The sequence below is a fragment of the Corynebacterium glaucum genome (genome assembly GCF_030408855.1).
GTDB lineage: Bacteria > Actinomycetota > Actinomycetes > Mycobacteriales > Mycobacteriaceae > Corynebacterium > Corynebacterium glaucum.
This window is the reverse complement of record NZ_CP047358.1, coordinates 2,409,370-2,424,708: the sequence shown is the minus strand read 5'-3', so window position 1 is coordinate 2,424,708 and position 15,339 is coordinate 2,409,370. Positions and strand designations below refer to the sequence as shown.

Annotated in this window: 18 protein-coding genes; 11 read left to right on the top strand and 7 right to left on the bottom strand. The window is 62.5% G+C overall.

Features of this window, described 5'->3' with window-relative positions; genetic code table 11:
* Nucleotides 1–43 precede the first annotated feature (43 nt).
* The 7 genes from CGLAUT_RS11740 to rplI all read left to right on the top strand — a co-directional run bounded on the left by CGLAUT_RS11740 (nt 44) and on the right by rplI (nt 6,128).
* Nucleotides 44–2,440: a transglycosylase domain-containing protein gene (locus CGLAUT_RS11740; protein WP_415877137.1), complete on the top strand. Its 2,397-nt coding sequence runs from the start codon at nt 44–46 to the stop codon at nt 2,438–2,440.
* A complete protein-coding gene (locus CGLAUT_RS11735; RefSeq protein WP_425551726.1) occupies nt 2,424–3,962 on the top strand; it encodes a glycosyltransferase family 87 protein in 1,539 nt (512 codons plus the stop codon). Before CGLAUT_RS11740 ends, CGLAUT_RS11735 begins: the two co-directional genes overlap by 17 nt.
* Nucleotides 3,959–4,141: a hypothetical protein gene (locus tag CGLAUT_RS11730; RefSeq protein WP_095660882.1), complete on the top strand. Its 183-nt coding sequence runs from the start codon at nt 3,959–3,961 to the stop codon at nt 4,139–4,141. The genes CGLAUT_RS11735 and CGLAUT_RS11730 overlap by 4 nt, the downstream gene beginning before the upstream one ends.
* A gap of 19 nt (nt 4,142–4,160) precedes the next feature.
* Nucleotides 4,161–4,475 (top strand): hypothetical protein, encoded by a 315-nt coding sequence (locus CGLAUT_RS11725; RefSeq protein WP_157731388.1) that lies wholly within the window; start codon nt 4,161–4,163, stop codon nt 4,473–4,475.
* Between the two features lie 140 nt (nt 4,476–4,615).
* A complete protein-coding gene (gene rpsF, locus CGLAUT_RS11720; protein ID WP_095660880.1) occupies nt 4,616–4,912 on the top strand; it encodes a 30S ribosomal protein S6 in 297 nt (98 codons plus the stop codon).
* Nucleotides 4,913–4,987: 75 nt separating this feature from the next.
* A complete protein-coding gene (locus tag CGLAUT_RS11715) occupies nt 4,988–5,605 on the top strand; it encodes a single-stranded DNA-binding protein (RefSeq protein ID WP_290185373.1) in 618 nt (205 codons plus the stop codon).
* A 70-nt stretch (nt 5,606–5,675) separates the two neighbouring features.
* Entirely contained in the window at nt 5,676–6,128 is a 453-nt protein-coding gene (rplI, locus tag CGLAUT_RS11710; protein ID WP_095660878.1) for a 50S ribosomal protein L9, read from the top strand.
* A 122-nt stretch (nt 6,129–6,250) separates the two neighbouring features.
* On the opposite strand, the gene CGLAUT_RS11705 is transcribed toward rplI, so the two are convergent.
* The gene (locus tag CGLAUT_RS11705) at nt 6,251–6,688 is read right to left on the bottom strand and encodes a hypothetical protein (protein WP_290185370.1); all 438 of its coding nucleotides are present in this window, start codon (nt 6,686–6,688) and stop codon (nt 6,251–6,253) included.
* A gap of 198 nt (nt 6,689–6,886) precedes the next feature.
* Between CGLAUT_RS11705 and CGLAUT_RS11700 the strand changes: the two genes are divergently transcribed.
* Nucleotides 6,887–7,060, top strand: coding sequence for a hypothetical protein (locus CGLAUT_RS11700; protein ID WP_290185368.1), 174 nt, complete (start codon nt 6,887–6,889; stop codon nt 7,058–7,060).
* Here the strand turns inward: CGLAUT_RS11700 and CGLAUT_RS11695 are convergent.
* On the bottom strand, nt 7,029–7,763 hold the full coding sequence (locus tag CGLAUT_RS11695; protein ID WP_290185367.1) for an AAA family ATPase: 735 nt from the start codon (nt 7,761–7,763) through the stop codon (nt 7,029–7,031). The two genes, CGLAUT_RS11700 and CGLAUT_RS11695, sit on opposite strands and share 32 nt — an antisense overlap.
* Nucleotides 7,760–8,452: an AAA family ATPase gene (locus CGLAUT_RS11690; RefSeq protein ID WP_290185365.1), complete on the bottom strand. Its 693-nt coding sequence runs from the start codon at nt 8,450–8,452 to the stop codon at nt 7,760–7,762. The genes CGLAUT_RS11695 and CGLAUT_RS11690 overlap by 4 nt, the downstream gene beginning before the upstream one ends.
* Before the next feature lie 376 nt (nt 8,453–8,828).
* On the opposite strand from CGLAUT_RS11690, the gene dnaB reads away from it, so the two are divergent.
* Both dnaB and CGLAUT_RS11680 read left to right on the top strand, forming a co-directional pair.
* Entirely contained in the window at nt 8,829–10,298 is a 1,470-nt protein-coding gene (gene dnaB / locus CGLAUT_RS11685) for a replicative DNA helicase (protein WP_290185363.1), read from the top strand.
* 140 nt (nt 10,299–10,438) lie between these two features.
* Nucleotides 10,439–10,630, top strand: coding sequence for a hypothetical protein (locus CGLAUT_RS11680; protein ID WP_095660873.1), 192 nt, complete (start codon nt 10,439–10,441; stop codon nt 10,628–10,630).
* A gap of 22 nt (nt 10,631–10,652) precedes the next feature.
* Here the strand turns inward: CGLAUT_RS11680 and CGLAUT_RS11675 are convergent, their stop codons facing one another.
* The 4 genes from CGLAUT_RS11675 to CGLAUT_RS11660 form a co-directional block, all read right to left on the bottom strand.
* Nucleotides 10,653–11,999: an MFS transporter gene (locus CGLAUT_RS11675; protein ID WP_290185361.1), complete on the bottom strand. Its 1,347-nt coding sequence runs from the start codon at nt 11,997–11,999 to the stop codon at nt 10,653–10,655.
* A complete protein-coding gene (locus CGLAUT_RS11670; RefSeq protein WP_095660872.1) occupies nt 11,996–14,236 on the bottom strand; it encodes a heavy metal translocating P-type ATPase in 2,241 nt (746 codons plus the stop codon). Before CGLAUT_RS11670 ends, CGLAUT_RS11675 begins: the two co-directional genes overlap by 4 nt.
* A gap of 78 nt (nt 14,237–14,314) precedes the next feature.
* Nucleotides 14,315–14,515: a heavy-metal-associated domain-containing protein gene (locus CGLAUT_RS11665; protein ID WP_095660871.1), complete on the bottom strand. Its 201-nt coding sequence runs from the start codon at nt 14,513–14,515 to the stop codon at nt 14,315–14,317.
* Nucleotides 14,516–14,560: 45 nt separating this feature from the next.
* Nucleotides 14,561–14,761, bottom strand: coding sequence for a transporter (locus tag CGLAUT_RS11660; protein ID WP_095660870.1), 201 nt, complete (start codon nt 14,759–14,761; stop codon nt 14,561–14,563).
* Nucleotides 14,762–14,874: 113 nt separating this feature from the next.
* Here CGLAUT_RS11660 and trxA point away from each other — a divergent pair, with 113 nt between their 5' ends.
* Nucleotides 14,875–15,267 (top strand): thioredoxin, encoded by a 393-nt coding sequence (gene trxA / locus CGLAUT_RS11655; protein ID WP_095660869.1) that lies wholly within the window; start codon nt 14,875–14,877, stop codon nt 15,265–15,267.
* The last annotated feature ends 72 nt before the right edge of the window (nt 15,268–15,339 follow it).

The following is a 15,339-nucleotide window of genomic DNA, read 5'->3' as shown; positions in this document are numbered from 1 at the left end:
GGGTGTCCACTTGTACAAGTGTCGGTACGAGCAGGACAAGCGTGTGACAGAGAGTAATAACAGCCGCCGTGAACCGAAGTCGGCGAGGTCTACAAAGCCGTCGACAAGGCCCACTGAGTCGACTCGCGCGACCCGTTCAACTCCTTCGACCCGTGCGGCGCGCGCAGCCGGGTCCGAAAGTTCCGAACGATCCGACCGGACCAAACGGACGGAGCGGACCGAGCGGACCGAGCGGACCGAGCGACCTGCCCAGAGCGGCCGGGCCGCAGCTGGAAGCAGTGCGGTAGCGAAAAAGCGGAAGCGTCGCTGGGCCCAGTGGCTTCTGGCGTTCGCGTTGTTTCTCCTGCTGCTCGCGGCTATCCCCTTGACCTGGTTCTTCTACAGCTACTCTCAGGCCAAAGTGCCGCAGCCGGACGAGATTGAAACGGCGCAGATCTCCAACATCTACTCCAACGACGGCGCAACCGAGCTCGCCCGCATCGTGCCCCCGGAGGGTAACCGCGTCCAAGTCGAACTCGAACGCGTGCCTCCTGCAGTCCAAAACGCAGTGCTTGCGGCGGAGGATCGCGACTTCTGGAACAACTCCGGTTTCTCCTTCACCGGCTTTATCCGCGCGGCGCTTGGACAGGTCACTGGCAATACGTCCGCCGGCGGTGGCTCGACCATCACCCAGCAGTACGTGAAGAACGCCATCGTGGGCAACGAGCACTCCTACGAGCGCAAGGCCCGTGAGCTGGTCTACTCGGTCAAAATGACCAACGAGTGGAGCAAGGAAGAAATCCTCACCGCCTACTTGAATACGGTGTACTTCGGACGCAACGCCTACGGTGTCGAAGCTGCAGCGCACGCATTCTTCGGCAAGTCCGCCGACCAGCTCACAGTTGAAGAAGGCGGTGTGCTCGCTGCTTCCATTCAGCTGCCAAGCCAGCTCGATCCATGGACTAACCCGGAAGGCGCGCACCAGCGCTGGGATTACGTCATGGACGGCATGGTGGAAATGGGCGAGATCACCGAAGCCGAGCGCGCCGCGCTGGTCTACCCGGAAACGCGCGACCCGGCGTCTTACTCCGCCTACACCGAAGCCACCGGACCGAACGGCCTGATCAAGAACCAGGTCATGACGGAGCTCGAGGCCCTCGGCATTACCGAGGGTGATCTGACCAACCGCGGCCTGCAAATCACCACCACGATCGATCCGAACATGCAGGCTGAGGTGGAGCGAATCTCGAAAGAACAGCTCACTCCCCTGCAGGACGATGCCCGCACCAGCGTTGTGGCCATCGACCCGGCCACCGGCGCGGTGCGCGCCTACTACGGCGGCGACGATGCCAGCGGCTGGGACTACGCCAACGCCGGCCTACAGACCGGGTCGACGTTCAAGATCTTTGCTCTCGCTGCGGCGCTGCAGCAGGGCATCCCGTTGACCGCGATGTTCGACTCATCGCCGGTGACTTTGCCGGGTAACCACGTTGTGACCAACTGGGACGGCGGCGGTGGCGGCATGTTGTCCATGGCGGAAGCCACCCGCACCTCGTCCAACACCGCGTTCATGCGCATCCAGGACGATCTGGACAACACCACCCAGGACACGGCCGATATGGCGCACGCACTCGGCGTGGCGCGCCACATCCCGGGCGTGCCAGGCGTGACTCTGCGCGAAAACGGCGGCCAGCCCTACGAAGGCATCGTGCTCGGCCAGTATCAATCGCGCGTGCTCGACATGGCCACCGCGGCGGCGACTCTAATCGACCGCGGTGTGTACCACCCGACCCACTTCGTCGAGCGCGTCGTCGATGCCAACGGTGAGGTTCTTTACGCCGTCGACAGCGAGTATTCCGAGCGTCGCGTGTCCGAGCAGGTTGCCGACAACGTCATTCAGGCGATGCAGCCCGTGGTCGCCTACTCCAACGCGACGCTGGCCGGCGGACGCCCCGCAGCTGCAAAGACTGGTACCGCGCAGATGGGCGACACCGGCCAGAACAAAGACGCTTGGATGGTCGGCGGCACCCCGCAGCTCGCGGTTGCCGTGTGGGTGGGAACTGCTGACAACACCTCCCCGATCTTCAACGAGTGGGGCGGCAACATGTACGGCTCCAACACTCCGTCGAAGATCTGGAAGAACGTGCTTGACACCGTCCTGGAGAATCAGGAGGCGGAGGCATTCCCCGCCGCCTCTCCCGTGTTCTGGGGCGTGAACGCGTACTCCGGTGGAACGAGCCTCGGCGGCTCTGCATCGGCACCGACGTACGGTTACCAGCAGACGTATGCCCCGGCACCGAGTCCGGCCGACCCGGCCAACAAGCCAGCACCGGAGCCTGAGCAGCAACCGGCCCCGGCTCCCACCCCCGAGCCGGTCCCGGCGCCTGCACCTGCACCTGATCCGGAGATCCAGGACACCATTGATGAATTCCTGGAAGGCATCAATGAAGCGTTCCAATAGCGAGGGTGAAACCGTGACGCAAGCTACCAAGCCGACTACCTGGTCCGATCCTGCTAAGCGGGTGCAGCCGGGCCGCACCGAACCCGTCGCGCAAGGGTGGGTGAACTTCCTCGGTGGCCCGATGGGGCGCTTCGCCCAGGTCGGTCGCGCGGCGTTTTGGACACCGCTGCGCGCGATCATCGCCGTGGCCTACGTGTTCCTCTCCCTCGGTTACCTGTCCAAGGCCAACTGCACCATGGGCAAACCAGACGACAATGGCGTCTTGCAGCTGAACTGGGGCGGGTCCCGGCAGTACACGTCGTTCTGTTACAACGACATCGTCCCGCTCTACGGCGCACGCGGTCTCGACTCCCCCGGGTTCGTCTACGACTACTCCTGGGTGGAAGACGGGCTGACCCGCTACATGGAATACCCGGTACTTGCTGGCCTGTTCCAACAGTTCTCGGCCACGATTTCGCGCAACACCTACTTCCTGGCGGACCGGTTCCTGCCCGAAGTTGGTTGGTATTTCGCCGTCACCGCGCTGCTGATGTCTATCCTCTGGGTCTGCACTGCGCGCATGGTTGCTGAACTCGCCGGCAACCGCATCTGGGACACCCTCTTGGTGGTCGGCTCTCCCCTGCTCATCATGCATGCCTTCACCAACTGGGACATCCCGTCGATCTTCTTCCTCGTCGCTGCGATGCTCGCGGCGCGCAACAAGAAATTCTGGCTCGCGGGCATTCTCATCGGCGCAGGCACCGCGTTCAAGCTTTGGCCGCTGTTCGTGCTCGGCGCGTACCTCACCATCGCGATCCGCAAGCGCAACCTCGTGCCTTTCTTCAAGATGACGGTTGCTGCGGCAGTCACGTGGGTCGCCGTCAACGCGCCGGTGTACCTCCGCAACCCCGAGGCCTGGTCCGAGTTCAACCGCCTGAACACCGACCGCGGCTGGGAGTGGACCACCATTTACGCCGTGATCTCGCGCGCCACCGGCTGGGCCGGCTTCGATGATGGCTCCGGCGCCCCGGTCATCTTGAACACCGTCACGTTCGTGCTTTTCGCCCTCGGGTGCCTCGCGGTGCTCATCCTGGGCCTTCGCGCACCCAAGGAGCCGCGCGTCGCGGAGCTGCTCACCCTCATCGTCGGCTTTTTCCTGCTGTTCAACAAGGTGTGGAGCCCGCAGTACTCCATCTGGCTCATCGTGCCCGCCGTGCTCGCCGCGCCATATTGGCGCCTCCTGCTGAGCTGGATGACGGTGGACATGATGGTGTGGCCGATCCTGATGTGGCACATGCACGGCGTGCAGAACCTCGGCCTGCCCGGCGGCGCACTCAACCTCATCGTCATCGCGCGCGACGTGCTCATCATCGCGATCATGGTCGTGGTCGTCCGCCAAATGTTCGGCAAAACCCCGGACAAAGTCGCCGCTGCTCACAACGGCCACGACCCGCTCCTCACCACTCCAGACCAGTGGCTCACAAAGCTTGACGACGGCACGCCCAGCCCAACCGACCCAGTCCCGGCACCAACAACGCCATGACCACGCTGCTCGGCATCGTCTCGATAGCGATCGGCTTCAGCCTCGTCGGGGCCGCGGCTATCGCCCTGTGGAAGGACCGTTACCGGCTGGCGATCGGGTTCGGCATCGCTGCGTCTACATTCTGTACCCTATTGCCGGTCATCCTGGCGGTTTTCTTCGCGGTGCCAAATCCCTCGTAAACCACGTAACATCGTGGACATGCGTAACTCAAAGCCGTTTGTTCTGACTGCCGACAGGGAGGCCGCTTCTTCGGCCCCGGCGGCACCGGTCGCGGGTGCTTCCAGCGAACACGAGATTCCGGAAGCCGTCACTGGTTACTCCGACGAAGCCCGTGAAGATATGGCGGATGACGGCATCAGCGAAGCGGACGTTGAACGTGTGCTCACCGCCGCGCGGAACCAGGAAGCCGGAGTTGAAGTCGAGTGGGAGGACGATGGCTACTGGGAGATCGAGTTCCAAGACATTGATATTGACATCACGCCGGAGGGCATGGTGCTTGAGGCGGATCGGTAGGACGTAGCCGTCGATAAGCAAAAAGCTCAATTTCTTGCAGCGGAGCTGCTGCGGTACGCTGGTCGAGTTGCTTGACGCCAAGCGACCCTCCTGCCATCACCACGAGGGTGATGGCCGAACCAAACAGACCATAGGAGGTGATGAGGTCCGTGCGTCACTACGAAGTAATGATCATTCTTGATCCCCAGCAGGATGAGCGCACCGTTGCCCCGTCCCTGGATAATTTCCTGGAAATTGTCCGCAAGGATAACGGCAAGGTGGAGAAGGTTGATGTGTGGGGCAAGCAGCGCCTTGCGTACCCGATCAACAAGAAGGACGAAGGCATCTACGCCGTTGTCAACCTCGAGTGCGAGTCTGACACGGTCAATGAGCTGGATCGCGTGATGAACCTCAACGAGAACGTACTGCGCACCAAGGTGCTGCGTACCGACAAGTAGAACCAGCTAGGCTCAAACCTGAAACGATTGTTGTTCAGCAGGTATCTGTAGGTACACGTAGGTAAAGGAACGCTCATGGCTCAAGGCGATACTCCCATCACCGTTGTTGGCAACCTGGTTGCTGACCCGGAACTGCGGTTCATCCCGAGCGGTGCGGCCGTTGCGAACTTCCGCATCGCGTCCACCCCGCGCACGTTCAACCGCGAGACGAACCAGTGGGAAGATGGCGAGGCTCTGTTCCTGACCTGCAACTGCTGGCGCCAGATGGCCGAGAACGTCGCAGAATCCCTGACCAAGGGGATGCGCGTGATTGTCAACGGCCGCTTGAAGCAGCGCTCCTACCAGACCCGCGAAGGCGAAAGCCGCACCGTGTTCGAGGTTGAGGTCGACGAGGTCGGCCCGTCCTTGAAGTACGCCACCGCAAATGTGAACCGCACGCCGCGCGACGGCGGCGGGAACTTTGGCGGCGGCAACCAGGGTGGCGGTTTCGGCGGCGGCCAGGGCCAAGGCGGCCAGAACCAGGGCGGTTTTGGCGGCGGAGCTGCTGGCGCGGCCGGTGGTTTCGGCGCAGGTGCTGGCGCTGGCCAGGGCCAAGGCGGCCAGAACAGCCAGAACCAGCCTGACAACGATCCGTGGAATTCCGCTCCGTCCTCCGAAGGTTTCGGGGGCATGGACGACGAGCCTCCGTTCTAAACGTTGAGCTAGCTACACAGCTACAACCCACACTCAAACTTTTCACAAACGAAGGAAGGTAAGGATTCAAATGAAGCTGATCCTCACCGCTGCCGTTGAGAACCTTGGAGAGCCCGGCGACGTCGTCGAGGTCAAGGACGGCTACGGACGTAACCTTCTCCTCCCGCGCGGCCTTGCTATCCCGGCTACCCGCGGCGCAGAGAAGCAGATTGAAGACATCAAGCGCGCTCAGGCCGACCGCCAGGTCCGCGACCTTGAGCACGCAAAGGAGCTGCGTGACCAGCTCGACCAGCTCACCGGCGTCAAGGTTGCAGTGCGCACCTCTGACAGCGGCAAGCTGTTCGGCTCCGTCACCGCTGCGGACATCGCCGACGCGGTCAAGACCGCTGGCGGCCCGAACCTGGACAAGCGTCGCATCACCGTGCCCAAGGGCCTGGTGACCAAGACCGGTGGCTACCAGGTCAAGGTCAACCTTCACGACGACGTGGAGGGCAAAGTGAACTTCGAGGTCGTCGGAGCTTAATTCGCTTCACGACGATTGCGTGCACCCTTAGCACCGCAATCCAACGACAACAGCGCTTTTGAGGAAACGGCGCGGGTCACCCTACGAGCTTGTGAGGAGCTCTTGAGGCCCGCGCCGTTTCCTTATGCCTTTGCTGCGTCCTTGGGTGTGACCTTGGGCGCAGCCTTGGGTGCAGTGAGCGCGGCCATGAGCAACAGCACCTGGCCGATTGGGATGAGCAGCGTCCAGATGGTGAACAGCGACACCTCTCCCCCTTCGCCGACACCACGCTGGGCCAGCGCGAGCTGCGCCGTGGTGAGCCACCCGAAGGTGAGCAACAGCGAGCCCGTAATGCCGTAGCCCACGGCAGCGTCGTGGGTGGTTGTGCGCGCTTCGCCGGCACAGAACACTGCGCCGAAGATCGCGTTGAGGGCTGTCACACCGAAAAGGGTGGCCAGCACAATCCTGCCAGCTCCATACGGGGCGCCAAATACAGTCATGAGCTGGGCGGTAACCACCGCCACGATCGGAATCGCGGTGGTGGAGAGCACGACGCTAAGCAGCAACTGGCGCAACTTCATGTGGCGAGTGTACGTCGCCCACAGCGGCTTGACGACAGCGTGCTTGTTTTGAGACGGCGTTCCACATTGTAGGAGTTTCGTGGGCGTCATTCGCGACCTGGGGTTTTGGGTCGCACCCCCCGCCGAAATGTAAATTCCTACAGAGTGAGATGCGTTTGAGACGGTGCCGAACATAAGAGTTCCCTAAACTGAGCACTCATGAATACGAACACGACCGGTAAGCAGGACATCATCCTGGGAGTCATCGTTTTTCTCGCGGGGTTCCTCGCGCTCGGCTTTGCCACCAGCTCGCTTTCGCTCATCACCGCAGTGGTGAGCTGGATCGCGGGCATCTACATGATCATTCGAGGTGTGAGGAAGAACCGCGTGTAACCTCGAGCATGTACTGCGCGATACCATCCGGATCCGCCAGGTAGTCCCGCATCGCTCGAAACGCCGTTGTCTCCTCAACGTCGAGGCCGCGAGAGTAACCGTCTTCGTCGATCTCAATGAGCTCCGCACCCGGAATGGCCAGCAGGATCGGGGAGTGGGTGACCATGATGATCTGAGCCCCGGCAGCGGCCAGGTCGTGGAGCAGCACCAGTAGCGCCATTTGGCGCACGGCGGACAACCCGGATTCAGGCTCGTCGAGGAAGTAGATCCCATCGGGCGGAAAGTGTTCGACCAGCATCATTACCGATTCGCCGTGGCTCATCGCGTGCAGGTGATGCGCGCTCGGGCCAGCCGCACCCATCTTGCGTCCAGCTTCAAAGTGCGCATCGCCGCGCAGGAAGTACCCCCGCTTCGCCTCACGTCCTTCAACCACGGCAAGCAGCGGAGACAGGGGATCGAGCGGCCCCGCGGGCGGGTCGTAGACACCGCCGTCGATGGGGAAGCCGAAAGCACGGGCGATGCCGGTGAGCAACGTGGATTTACCCACGCCGTTGTCCCCGGTGAACACCGTAATCGGGGCCGTAAATTCAATGCGATCCAGATTCCGCACTGCAGCCACATCGAGCACCCACGGCTCCACGCTGCCGGCACCCCCAGCCCCAGAGCCCGGCCGCCGTTCAACAGATCGGATGAATCGCGTCATTGCACCAGGAAATTCGCAGTCGCGGTCGGGTTGGCAATGAACTCGCGATGCGCAGTCACCGCTTCACACTCCTCAAAACAGATCGGATGGATCCCGTCCTCGCTGACCTCAAGCAGTGCGGCATCCGGAATTCCTAGCAGCACAGGGGAATGGGTCGCCATGATGATCTGCGACCCCGCATCCGCCAGGTGCCAAAGAATCCCCATCAGCTCGAGCTGGGCAAACACTGACAGGCCGTCCTCGGGCTCGTCGAGAAGCAATAGTGCCCCCTGCCCGAATCGCTCGCGGAAGATGCGCATGAGCCCCTGCCCGTGGCTAAGTTCAACCAGGTCAGAAAGCGGATTGACCCCCATCGACCGGTAGTACTCGCTAAGCCCCAGGTACGTCTCACCCCGCAGGAAGAACACGTCGCTCGGGTTCTCGCTGCGCGTGATCGTCAGCGCTTCCCACAGGGCGGACACAGACTTTGTCGTTGCGAAGCGCGCATTGCGGGACCCACTCTCAGCATTCGCGCCCCGCGCCACAGCGATCGCCTCAATCAGGGTGGACTTGCCGGAGCCATTGTCGCCAGTGAATACGGTCACCTGAGAAGTCAAGGTCAGAGGGGAAGAAGCAAGATGCTTGACGACGTCTAACCCCGCAGCGTACCCCCGCACCTCCGCATCAATGCGCACCCGATCAACAAACATGAAGTCCAGTATGCATGAACCTTAATCTGTGACAACCCTGTGCATAAGTATGGGATAAGAATGCCAGTTCGCGGTTTGAGAATGGCCGGTTTATAGCCCAAAGCGAACTGTGTCAACTCAAAATACGATGAGATATCCCCAGCATTTTAGAAGCCGGAGGAGTGTGAATATTAGTGCCACTAACTGGTGGATTGTGGGATTTCGCAGGGCATTCCTTGGGACCGTTCCACAAGTTCTCCACAAGGTGGGGTAGGTCGCTGTGGAGAACTCGTCGATAAGCATCGTCCTTTTCCACAACCCCTGTGGATACCTTCTTTCTGAACTCTTTTTGTGATGGGGTCTCGCGGTATGGTGAGCGGGGCTGAAAGGGGACCTCATGAGTGCCGACGAGAGCTTTGACGATTACGTGCTGCCGCCCGAACCGGCGGAGCTGAGCTTCGGTGACCGCCCGGAGAGCGGCGGTTCGACCCGGTTCGAGCGCGGGGGCCGCTCGAACTTCAACCGGGGGCGCGACGACCTGAGTGAGTACCGCACGCCGCCGCACGACGAGCGGGCGGAGCGCAGTGTACTCGGCGCGATGCTGCTCAACCAGGACGTGGTGGTGGACATCGTGGACCGCCTGCACGCGGAGGACTTCTACTTCCCTGCGCATCAGCTGATCTTCCGGGCGATTGTGGATCTGTACTCCGACGCGAGCGAGATCGATGTGCTGATCGTCTCCGGACGCTTGGACCGGCTGAACCAGCTCGAGCGAGTTGGTGGGGCACCGTACCTGCACACGCTGATCTCAGAGGTGCCGACCGCCGCAAACGCGCAATACTACGCGCAGATCGTCGAGGAGAAGTCGATCCTGCGCCAACTGGTCAACGCCGGCACGCACGTGGCACAGCTTGGCTACGAGGGCGAAGACGGTATGGAGGTCGAGGCGCTGGTTGATATGGCGCAGCAGGAAGTCTTCGGGATTACGAAGAACGACCGCGGCCAGGATTACCAGTCCTTGTCCGACCTGTTGAAGCCGACGATTGATGAGCTGACGCAAATTGCCGCCGGCGGCGCACTGGATCAAGGTGTGCCCACGGGCTTTATCGACCTGGACAACCTGACCAACGGCCTGCATGCGGGTCAGATGGTGATTATCGCGGCGCGTCCGGGCGTGGGTAAGTCGACGCTGGCGCTGGACTTCATGCGCTCCTGCTCGATTCACAACAACAAAACGTCGGTGATCTTCTCGCTGGAAATGAGTGCGTCCGAGATCATCATGCGTTTGCTCTCGGCGGAGACGGAGATCAAGCTCTCCGCGATGCGCTCCGGACAGATGGAGGAGCGGGACTGGGAGAAGCTCACCCAGCGCCTCACCGACATTCAGGACGCGCCGCTGTTTATCGACGACTCGCCGAACCTGACCATGATGGAGATCCGCTCCAAAGCGCGGGCGCTGAAACGCCAGCACGGTTTGGATTTGGTGGTGCTGGACTACCTGCAGCTGATGAGCTCCGGCAAAAAGGTGGAGTCGCGCCAGCAGGAGGTCTCGGAATTCTCGCGTCACCTGAAGCTGCTGGCGAAGGAGCTTGAGGTGCCGGTGATCGCGATTTCCCAGCTGAACCGTGGCCCAGAAGCGCGTACGGATAAGCGTCCGCAGCTTGCTGACCTGCGTGAATCAGGATCGCTGGAGCAAGACGCGGACATGGTCTTCCTGCTCTACCGGCCAGATTCGCAAGACCGTGACGACGAACGCGCGGGCGAGGCCGACATCATCGTGGCGAAGCACCGCGGCGGCCCGATTGACACCATTCCGGTGGCGCACCAGCTGCACTACTCGCGCTTTGTGAACATGGCGCACGGGTAGTTTTGGATCCAGTTAGGTTTGCCAGACCACTGTTAGGAGTGGCTTTCCATCGGTGACACGCTGGTCAATGGCGTTTATGATCAGTCAGCAACACAGTTCAATCCGCTTGAACCCGCTGTCAGTGACCGAAGGAGTAAGCCATGACCGTGCGTTCCATCAACGCCTCCGCCGCGTGCGCCAACACCGTGGCGAAGCTCGACCCCAGCATTACCGTCGCGCGTACCGGCGAATCGACGATGCTGCTGAACCTGCCGCGCGACATCGCTGAGATTGAAAAGGCCGCAGAAGCGCCCAAGGGCTTCGGCACCCGTCTGCGCGAGCTCTTCGCATAAGCGTGCCTAGCGACGGCAGCGCTTAAGCCAGCGCGACGCCCTTTTGCTCCGGCAGGGTGAAAGCAGCGATGCACGCCACCGCGAACGCGGCGGCGAAGACGCTGAACACCGCGATGTTGCCGCCGAAGGCGAGCACCGGCGGAACAATCAGTGGCGCGAGAATCGATCCGATGCGGCCGAAGGACGCGCCCGCGCCTGTACCGGTGGCGCGGATGTGGGTGGGGTATAGTTCCGGGCCAATCGCGTAAAGCGCGCCCCACGCGCCAAGGTTGAAGAAGGACAGCAGGCAGCCGGCCGCGATGATCTGCCACTCCGCCGCTGCCATTCCGTACAACAGGGCGGAGGCTGCTGAGCCTCCGAGGAAGACCGACAGGGTCATACGGCGCCCCCAGACCTCGATGAGCCAGGCAGCCACGGCGTAGCCCGGCAGCTGGGCCAAGGTGATGATCAGCGTGAAGCTGAACGAGCGCACGAGCGTGAAACCTTGGCCGACCAGCAGCGACGGGATCCAGGTGAAGGCACCGTAGTAGGAGAGCGAGACGCAGAACCACACGATCCAGAACGCGGCGGTGCGCTTGCGCAGGTCGGGGCCCCAGATGCCGCCGCGGATTGGCGTCTCCTCTGGCGGAGTAGACTTGTCGTACTCGGACGGGTCGGCCTCCGCCTCGAACTCGCGGACAATCTGCTCGGCTTCCTCATGGCGACCCTTGGATTCGAGGAAGCGCACCGACTCAGGAAGGCCCATGCGCACGTAGATCGCGTACAGCGCGGGCACCGCGCCGAGCGCGAGACCCCAGCGCCAGCCGTTTTCGCTCTGCGCAACAACAAAGGTGCCGATGATTGCGGCCAGGATCCATCCCACGGCCCAGAACGCCTCGAGGATGACTACCATTCGGCCGCGCACGCGGCGGGGTGAGAACTCGCTGACCAGCGTGGAGGCCACGGGCAGCTCGCCACCGAGGCCGAGACCCACGATGAAGCGGAACACCATGAGCATGCCCACGGAGGAGGCGAGCGCCGAAGCGCCGGTGGCGATGCCGTAGATCAGTAGCGTCGCCGCGAACACCTGGCGGCGGCCGATCTTGTCCGCCAGCAGGCCTGCGAGAGACGCGCCAATGGCCATGCCGATGAAGCCGACGGAGGCGATCCAAGAGGTCGTGGACTTGCCCAGCTCCCAGTGGACGGCAAGTGCGGCGATGATGAAGGACACCAGGCCGATGTCCATCGCGTCCAGCGCCCAGCCGAGACCGGATCCGAGGAGAAGGCGCTTGTGTTTAGGTGTTACGGGCAGCCGGTCGAGGCGCTCGGTGCGGGTCAGCGCGCGGCCATCGGCCGCGGCAGCTGACAGGTGTTGCTCAGGGTTTGTCACCCGCCAAATTCTGCCTTAAAGCCCCGCAACCGGAGGGAGTTTGTGACGACGAACACAGACGAGAACGCCATCGCAATCCCGGCCAGCATCGGATTCAGGAACCCGAGCGCGGCAACCGGGATGAGCAGCACGTTGTAGGCAAAGGCCCAGAACAGGTTGCCCTTGATAGTCTGCAGCGTCTTGCGTGACAGACGGATACCGTCAACCGCCGAGCCGAGCGAGTCGCGCATGAGCGTGATGTCGGATGCCTCAATAGCAACGTCCGAACCGGCACCCATTGCAAGGCCGAGATCGGCGGTCGCGAGGGCAGCGGCATCGTTCACGCCATCGCCGACCATCGCAACGTTGTGGCCCTTGTCTTGCAACCCGCGCACAACGTCGACCTTGTCGGACGGCATTACACCTGCCGTCACGTCTGCGGCGTCGATGCCCACTTCGCGGGCGACCGCCAGTGCGGCGCCCTCGTTATCGCCAGTGAGTAGGTGCGGGGTAAGCCCCAGCTCGCGTAGCCGCGAGATGGCCGCAGCGGAATCGCGCTTCACCGTGTCGCGTACCGCAATCACGCCGGCCACCTCGCCATCCACCTCCACGGCAACGGCAGTACCGCCGGCGGTCTCCGCGTCCTCGAATGCGCCGCGCAGGGAACCCAGATCCGCCTGGGGGCGGCCGACGCGGACCAAAGTGCCGTCGACAAGCGCCTTGGCCCCAACACCTGGCTCGTTTTCGAAACCTAAAGCCTCGGGTGCCGCGACACCCGCCGCGATGGCTTGGGCAATCGGGTGTTCCGACTGTGCCTCGACGCCCGCGGCGAGACGGTGCACCGCTTCAGCGGTCCAGCCGGAAGCCGGCACGACATCGGTCACCTGCATCTCCCCGCTGGTCACGGTGCCGGTCTTGTCTAGCACGATCGTGTCAGCCTCGCGGGTGGATTCGAGCACTTCGGGGCCTTTGATCAGAAGCCCCAACTGCGCGCCGCGACCGGTGCCCACCAGAATCGCGGTCGGCGTGGCCAGACCCAACGCGCACGGGCAGGCGATGATCAGCACCGCCACCGCCGCGGTGAACGCGTGCGCCGTGCTGTGGCCGGCCAACAGGTGGCCCACCAGCGCAAGCAGCGAAATTGCGATCACCGTCGGCACGAAGATCTGCGAAATCCGGTCCACCAGCCGCTGCACCGGAGCCTGACCGGACTGGGCGTCCTTGACCAGTTGGCCCATCTGCGCCAGCGTGGTGTCCGAACCCACGCGCGTCGCCTCGACCACCAGGCGACCCGACGTATTCAGCGTCGCGCCGGTGACCAGCGAGCCCTCCGCCACCTCGGCGGGCACCGATTCGCCGGTGAGCATCGACTCGTCGATCGCCGAGTGCCCGGACACCACGCGCCCGTCTGTGGCAATCTTCTCGCCTGGACGCACCACGAACTGCTCACCCACAGCCAGCTGCCCAATGGGCACGCGCACCTCTTTGCCGTCGCGCAGCACCGCCGCGTCCTTTGCGCCCATGTCCAGCAGCGAGCGCAGCGCCTCCGAGCTCTGCCCCTTCGCCTTCACCTCAAACCAACGCCCGAGCAGCAGGAACGTGATCACCACGCACACTGTCTCAAGGTAGATCTCGTTCATGTGCGTGTCCTCGGGCAGGATCGCCATCTCCATGGTCATGCCCGGCTCGCCGGCGCCGCCGAAAAACAGCGCGTAAATCGACCACAGGTACGCCGCGGTCGTGCCCAGCGACACCAGCGTGTCCATCGTAAAGCTGCCGTGGCGCAGATTCAGCAGCGCCGAACGGTGAAACACCGACCCAGCCGCGAAATACACCAAAGTCGTTGCCGCGAACACCGCCCATTGCCAGTACGTGAACTGCAGCGCCGGAATCATCGACACCAGCATCACCGGCACAGCAACCAGCGCCGACCAAATTATGGTTCGCTTCAAGCTTTCAGCTTCGTTGTCTCGAGCTTCATCGCTTATCGACGCCTCGTTGCCAGCGTCCATCTCAGGCTTCGGCGTCATGTCGTACGCGTCGTAGCCGGACTGGCGCACGACCTCGATCAGTTCGTCCGGGGATGTCTTGCCCGGGTCGTAATCAATGGTGGCGGTCTCGGTGGAGTAGTTCACCGTGGCATCGACACCGTCAACTTTGTTCAGTTTGCGCTGCACACGCGACGAGCAGGACGTGCAGGTCATACCCGTCACGCCCAGCTCGATGTGCTGGAGCGCTGTGCTCTCGGGTGTGGTCATATTCCCACCATATGCCCGCAAAATTATATGAACAAGGCCCGTTCGCGCTGAGCGAAACGGGCCTTCGGCGGGGAATCACTACGCGAGCTTGTAGCCAGCCTCTTCGACGGCTGCAGCGATCTGCTCGTCGGTGTAGCCCTCGCCTGTCACCTCGACGTTGCCGGAAGCGTGGTCAGCCTTGACGCCGGTCACGCCAGCGATCTCGGAGATCTCCTCCTGAACACTCAGCTCGCAGTGGCCACAGGTCATGCCTTCAACGTTGTAGGTCTGGGTAGCCATTAGTGATCCTCCTCGTAGTCGTCGTGAAGCAATCTGCTCCCGATGCTACTCGGCGAGTGCGAACCCTGCGTTTTTCGCAGCCTGCGCGATTTCCTCGCTGGAGAAGTCCTCGCCCATCACGGTCATGACCCCGCGGTCAGTGTCGACATCGACGGTGTGGGTGCCTTCGATGAGCGTGACCTCGTCGATGAGCGAATCGACAGCGGCTTCGGTCGACGGACCTGTGATGCGGTAGTTCTTGGTCACTGCAACTGCGTCCTCTCTGGTAAAGGGCGGAAAATGCCCGGCGGGGAATCTCTTCGCCCCTGGTACCGTTTAAGTAGTTGGCACGATAACAAATAGACGCGAAGGAGAATAAGTTGAGCACGGTTGACGTGAACGAAAACACCTTTGAGCAGGCAGTGGGTGCCGACGGCATCGTTATGGTCGACGCATGGGCATCCTGGTGCGGCCCCTGCCGCCAGTTTGCTCCGGTTTACGAGAAGGTCTCTGAGGCGCACCCTGACGTAACCTTTGCGAAGCTTGATACCGAGGCGAACCAGGGGCTCGCCGCGGCCCTGGAGATTCAGGCGATTCCGACACTGATGGCCTTCCGCGACGGCATCCTGGTGTTCCGCAACGCCGGTTCGCTACCGGAAGCCGCGCTGGAAGACTTGGTGCAGCAGGTGAAGGGCTTGGATATGGACGATGTCCGCCGCCAGGTCGAGGCACAGCAGGCCGGAGACGACAATGACGACGAAGCTGTGCAGTAAACGCCAGTACTACGTCGATTTGACCTAGCAAAGCCCCGCTGCTTGCGGGGCTTTTTGCATGCTGTAGCCAGG

Excerpts from the sequence above, each read along its gene's own strand:
- rpsF (WP_095660880.1), top strand. The coding sequence starts at position 4,616 with ATGAGGTCCGTGCGTCACTACGAAGTAATGATCATTCTTGATCCCCAG.
- CGLAUT_RS11725 (WP_157731388.1), top strand. The coding sequence starts at position 4,161 with ATGCGTAACTCAAAGCCGTTTGTTCTGACTGCCGACAGGGAGGCCGCT.
- CGLAUT_RS11735 (WP_425551726.1), top strand. The coding sequence starts at position 2,424 with ATGAAGCGTTCCAATAGCGAGGGTGAAACCGTGACGCAAGCTACCAAG.
- CGLAUT_RS11680 (WP_095660873.1), top strand. The coding sequence starts at position 10,439 with ATGACCGTGCGTTCCATCAACGCCTCCGCCGCGTGCGCCAACACCGTG.
- CGLAUT_RS11730 (WP_095660882.1), top strand. The coding sequence starts at position 3,959 with ATGACCACGCTGCTCGGCATCGTCTCGATAGCGATCGGCTTCAGCCTC.
- CGLAUT_RS11700 (WP_290185368.1), top strand. The coding sequence starts at position 6,887 with ATGAATACGAACACGACCGGTAAGCAGGACATCATCCTGGGAGTCATC.
- CGLAUT_RS11670 (WP_095660872.1), bottom strand. The coding sequence starts at position 14,236 with ATGACCACACCCGAGAGCACAGCGCTCCAGCACATCGAGCTGGGCGTG.
- CGLAUT_RS11690 (WP_290185365.1), bottom strand. The coding sequence starts at position 8,452 with ATGTTTGTTGATCGGGTGCGCATTGATGCGGAGGTGCGGGGGTACGCT.
- CGLAUT_RS11705 (WP_290185370.1), bottom strand. The coding sequence starts at position 6,688 with ATGAAGTTGCGCCAGTTGCTGCTTAGCGTCGTGCTCTCCACCACCGCG.
- CGLAUT_RS11665 (WP_095660871.1), bottom strand. The coding sequence starts at position 14,515 with ATGGCTACCCAGACCTACAACGTTGAAGGCATGACCTGTGGCCACTGC.
- CGLAUT_RS11695 (WP_290185367.1), bottom strand. The coding sequence starts at position 7,763 with ATGACGCGATTCATCCGATCTGTTGAACGGCGGCCGGGCTCTGGGGCT.
- CGLAUT_RS11715 (WP_290185373.1), top strand. The coding sequence starts at position 4,988 with ATGGCTCAAGGCGATACTCCCATCACCGTTGTTGGCAACCTGGTTGCT.
- dnaB (WP_290185363.1), top strand. The coding sequence starts at position 8,829 with ATGAGTGCCGACGAGAGCTTTGACGATTACGTGCTGCCGCCCGAACCG.
- rplI (WP_095660878.1), top strand. The coding sequence starts at position 5,676 with ATGAAGCTGATCCTCACCGCTGCCGTTGAGAACCTTGGAGAGCCCGGC.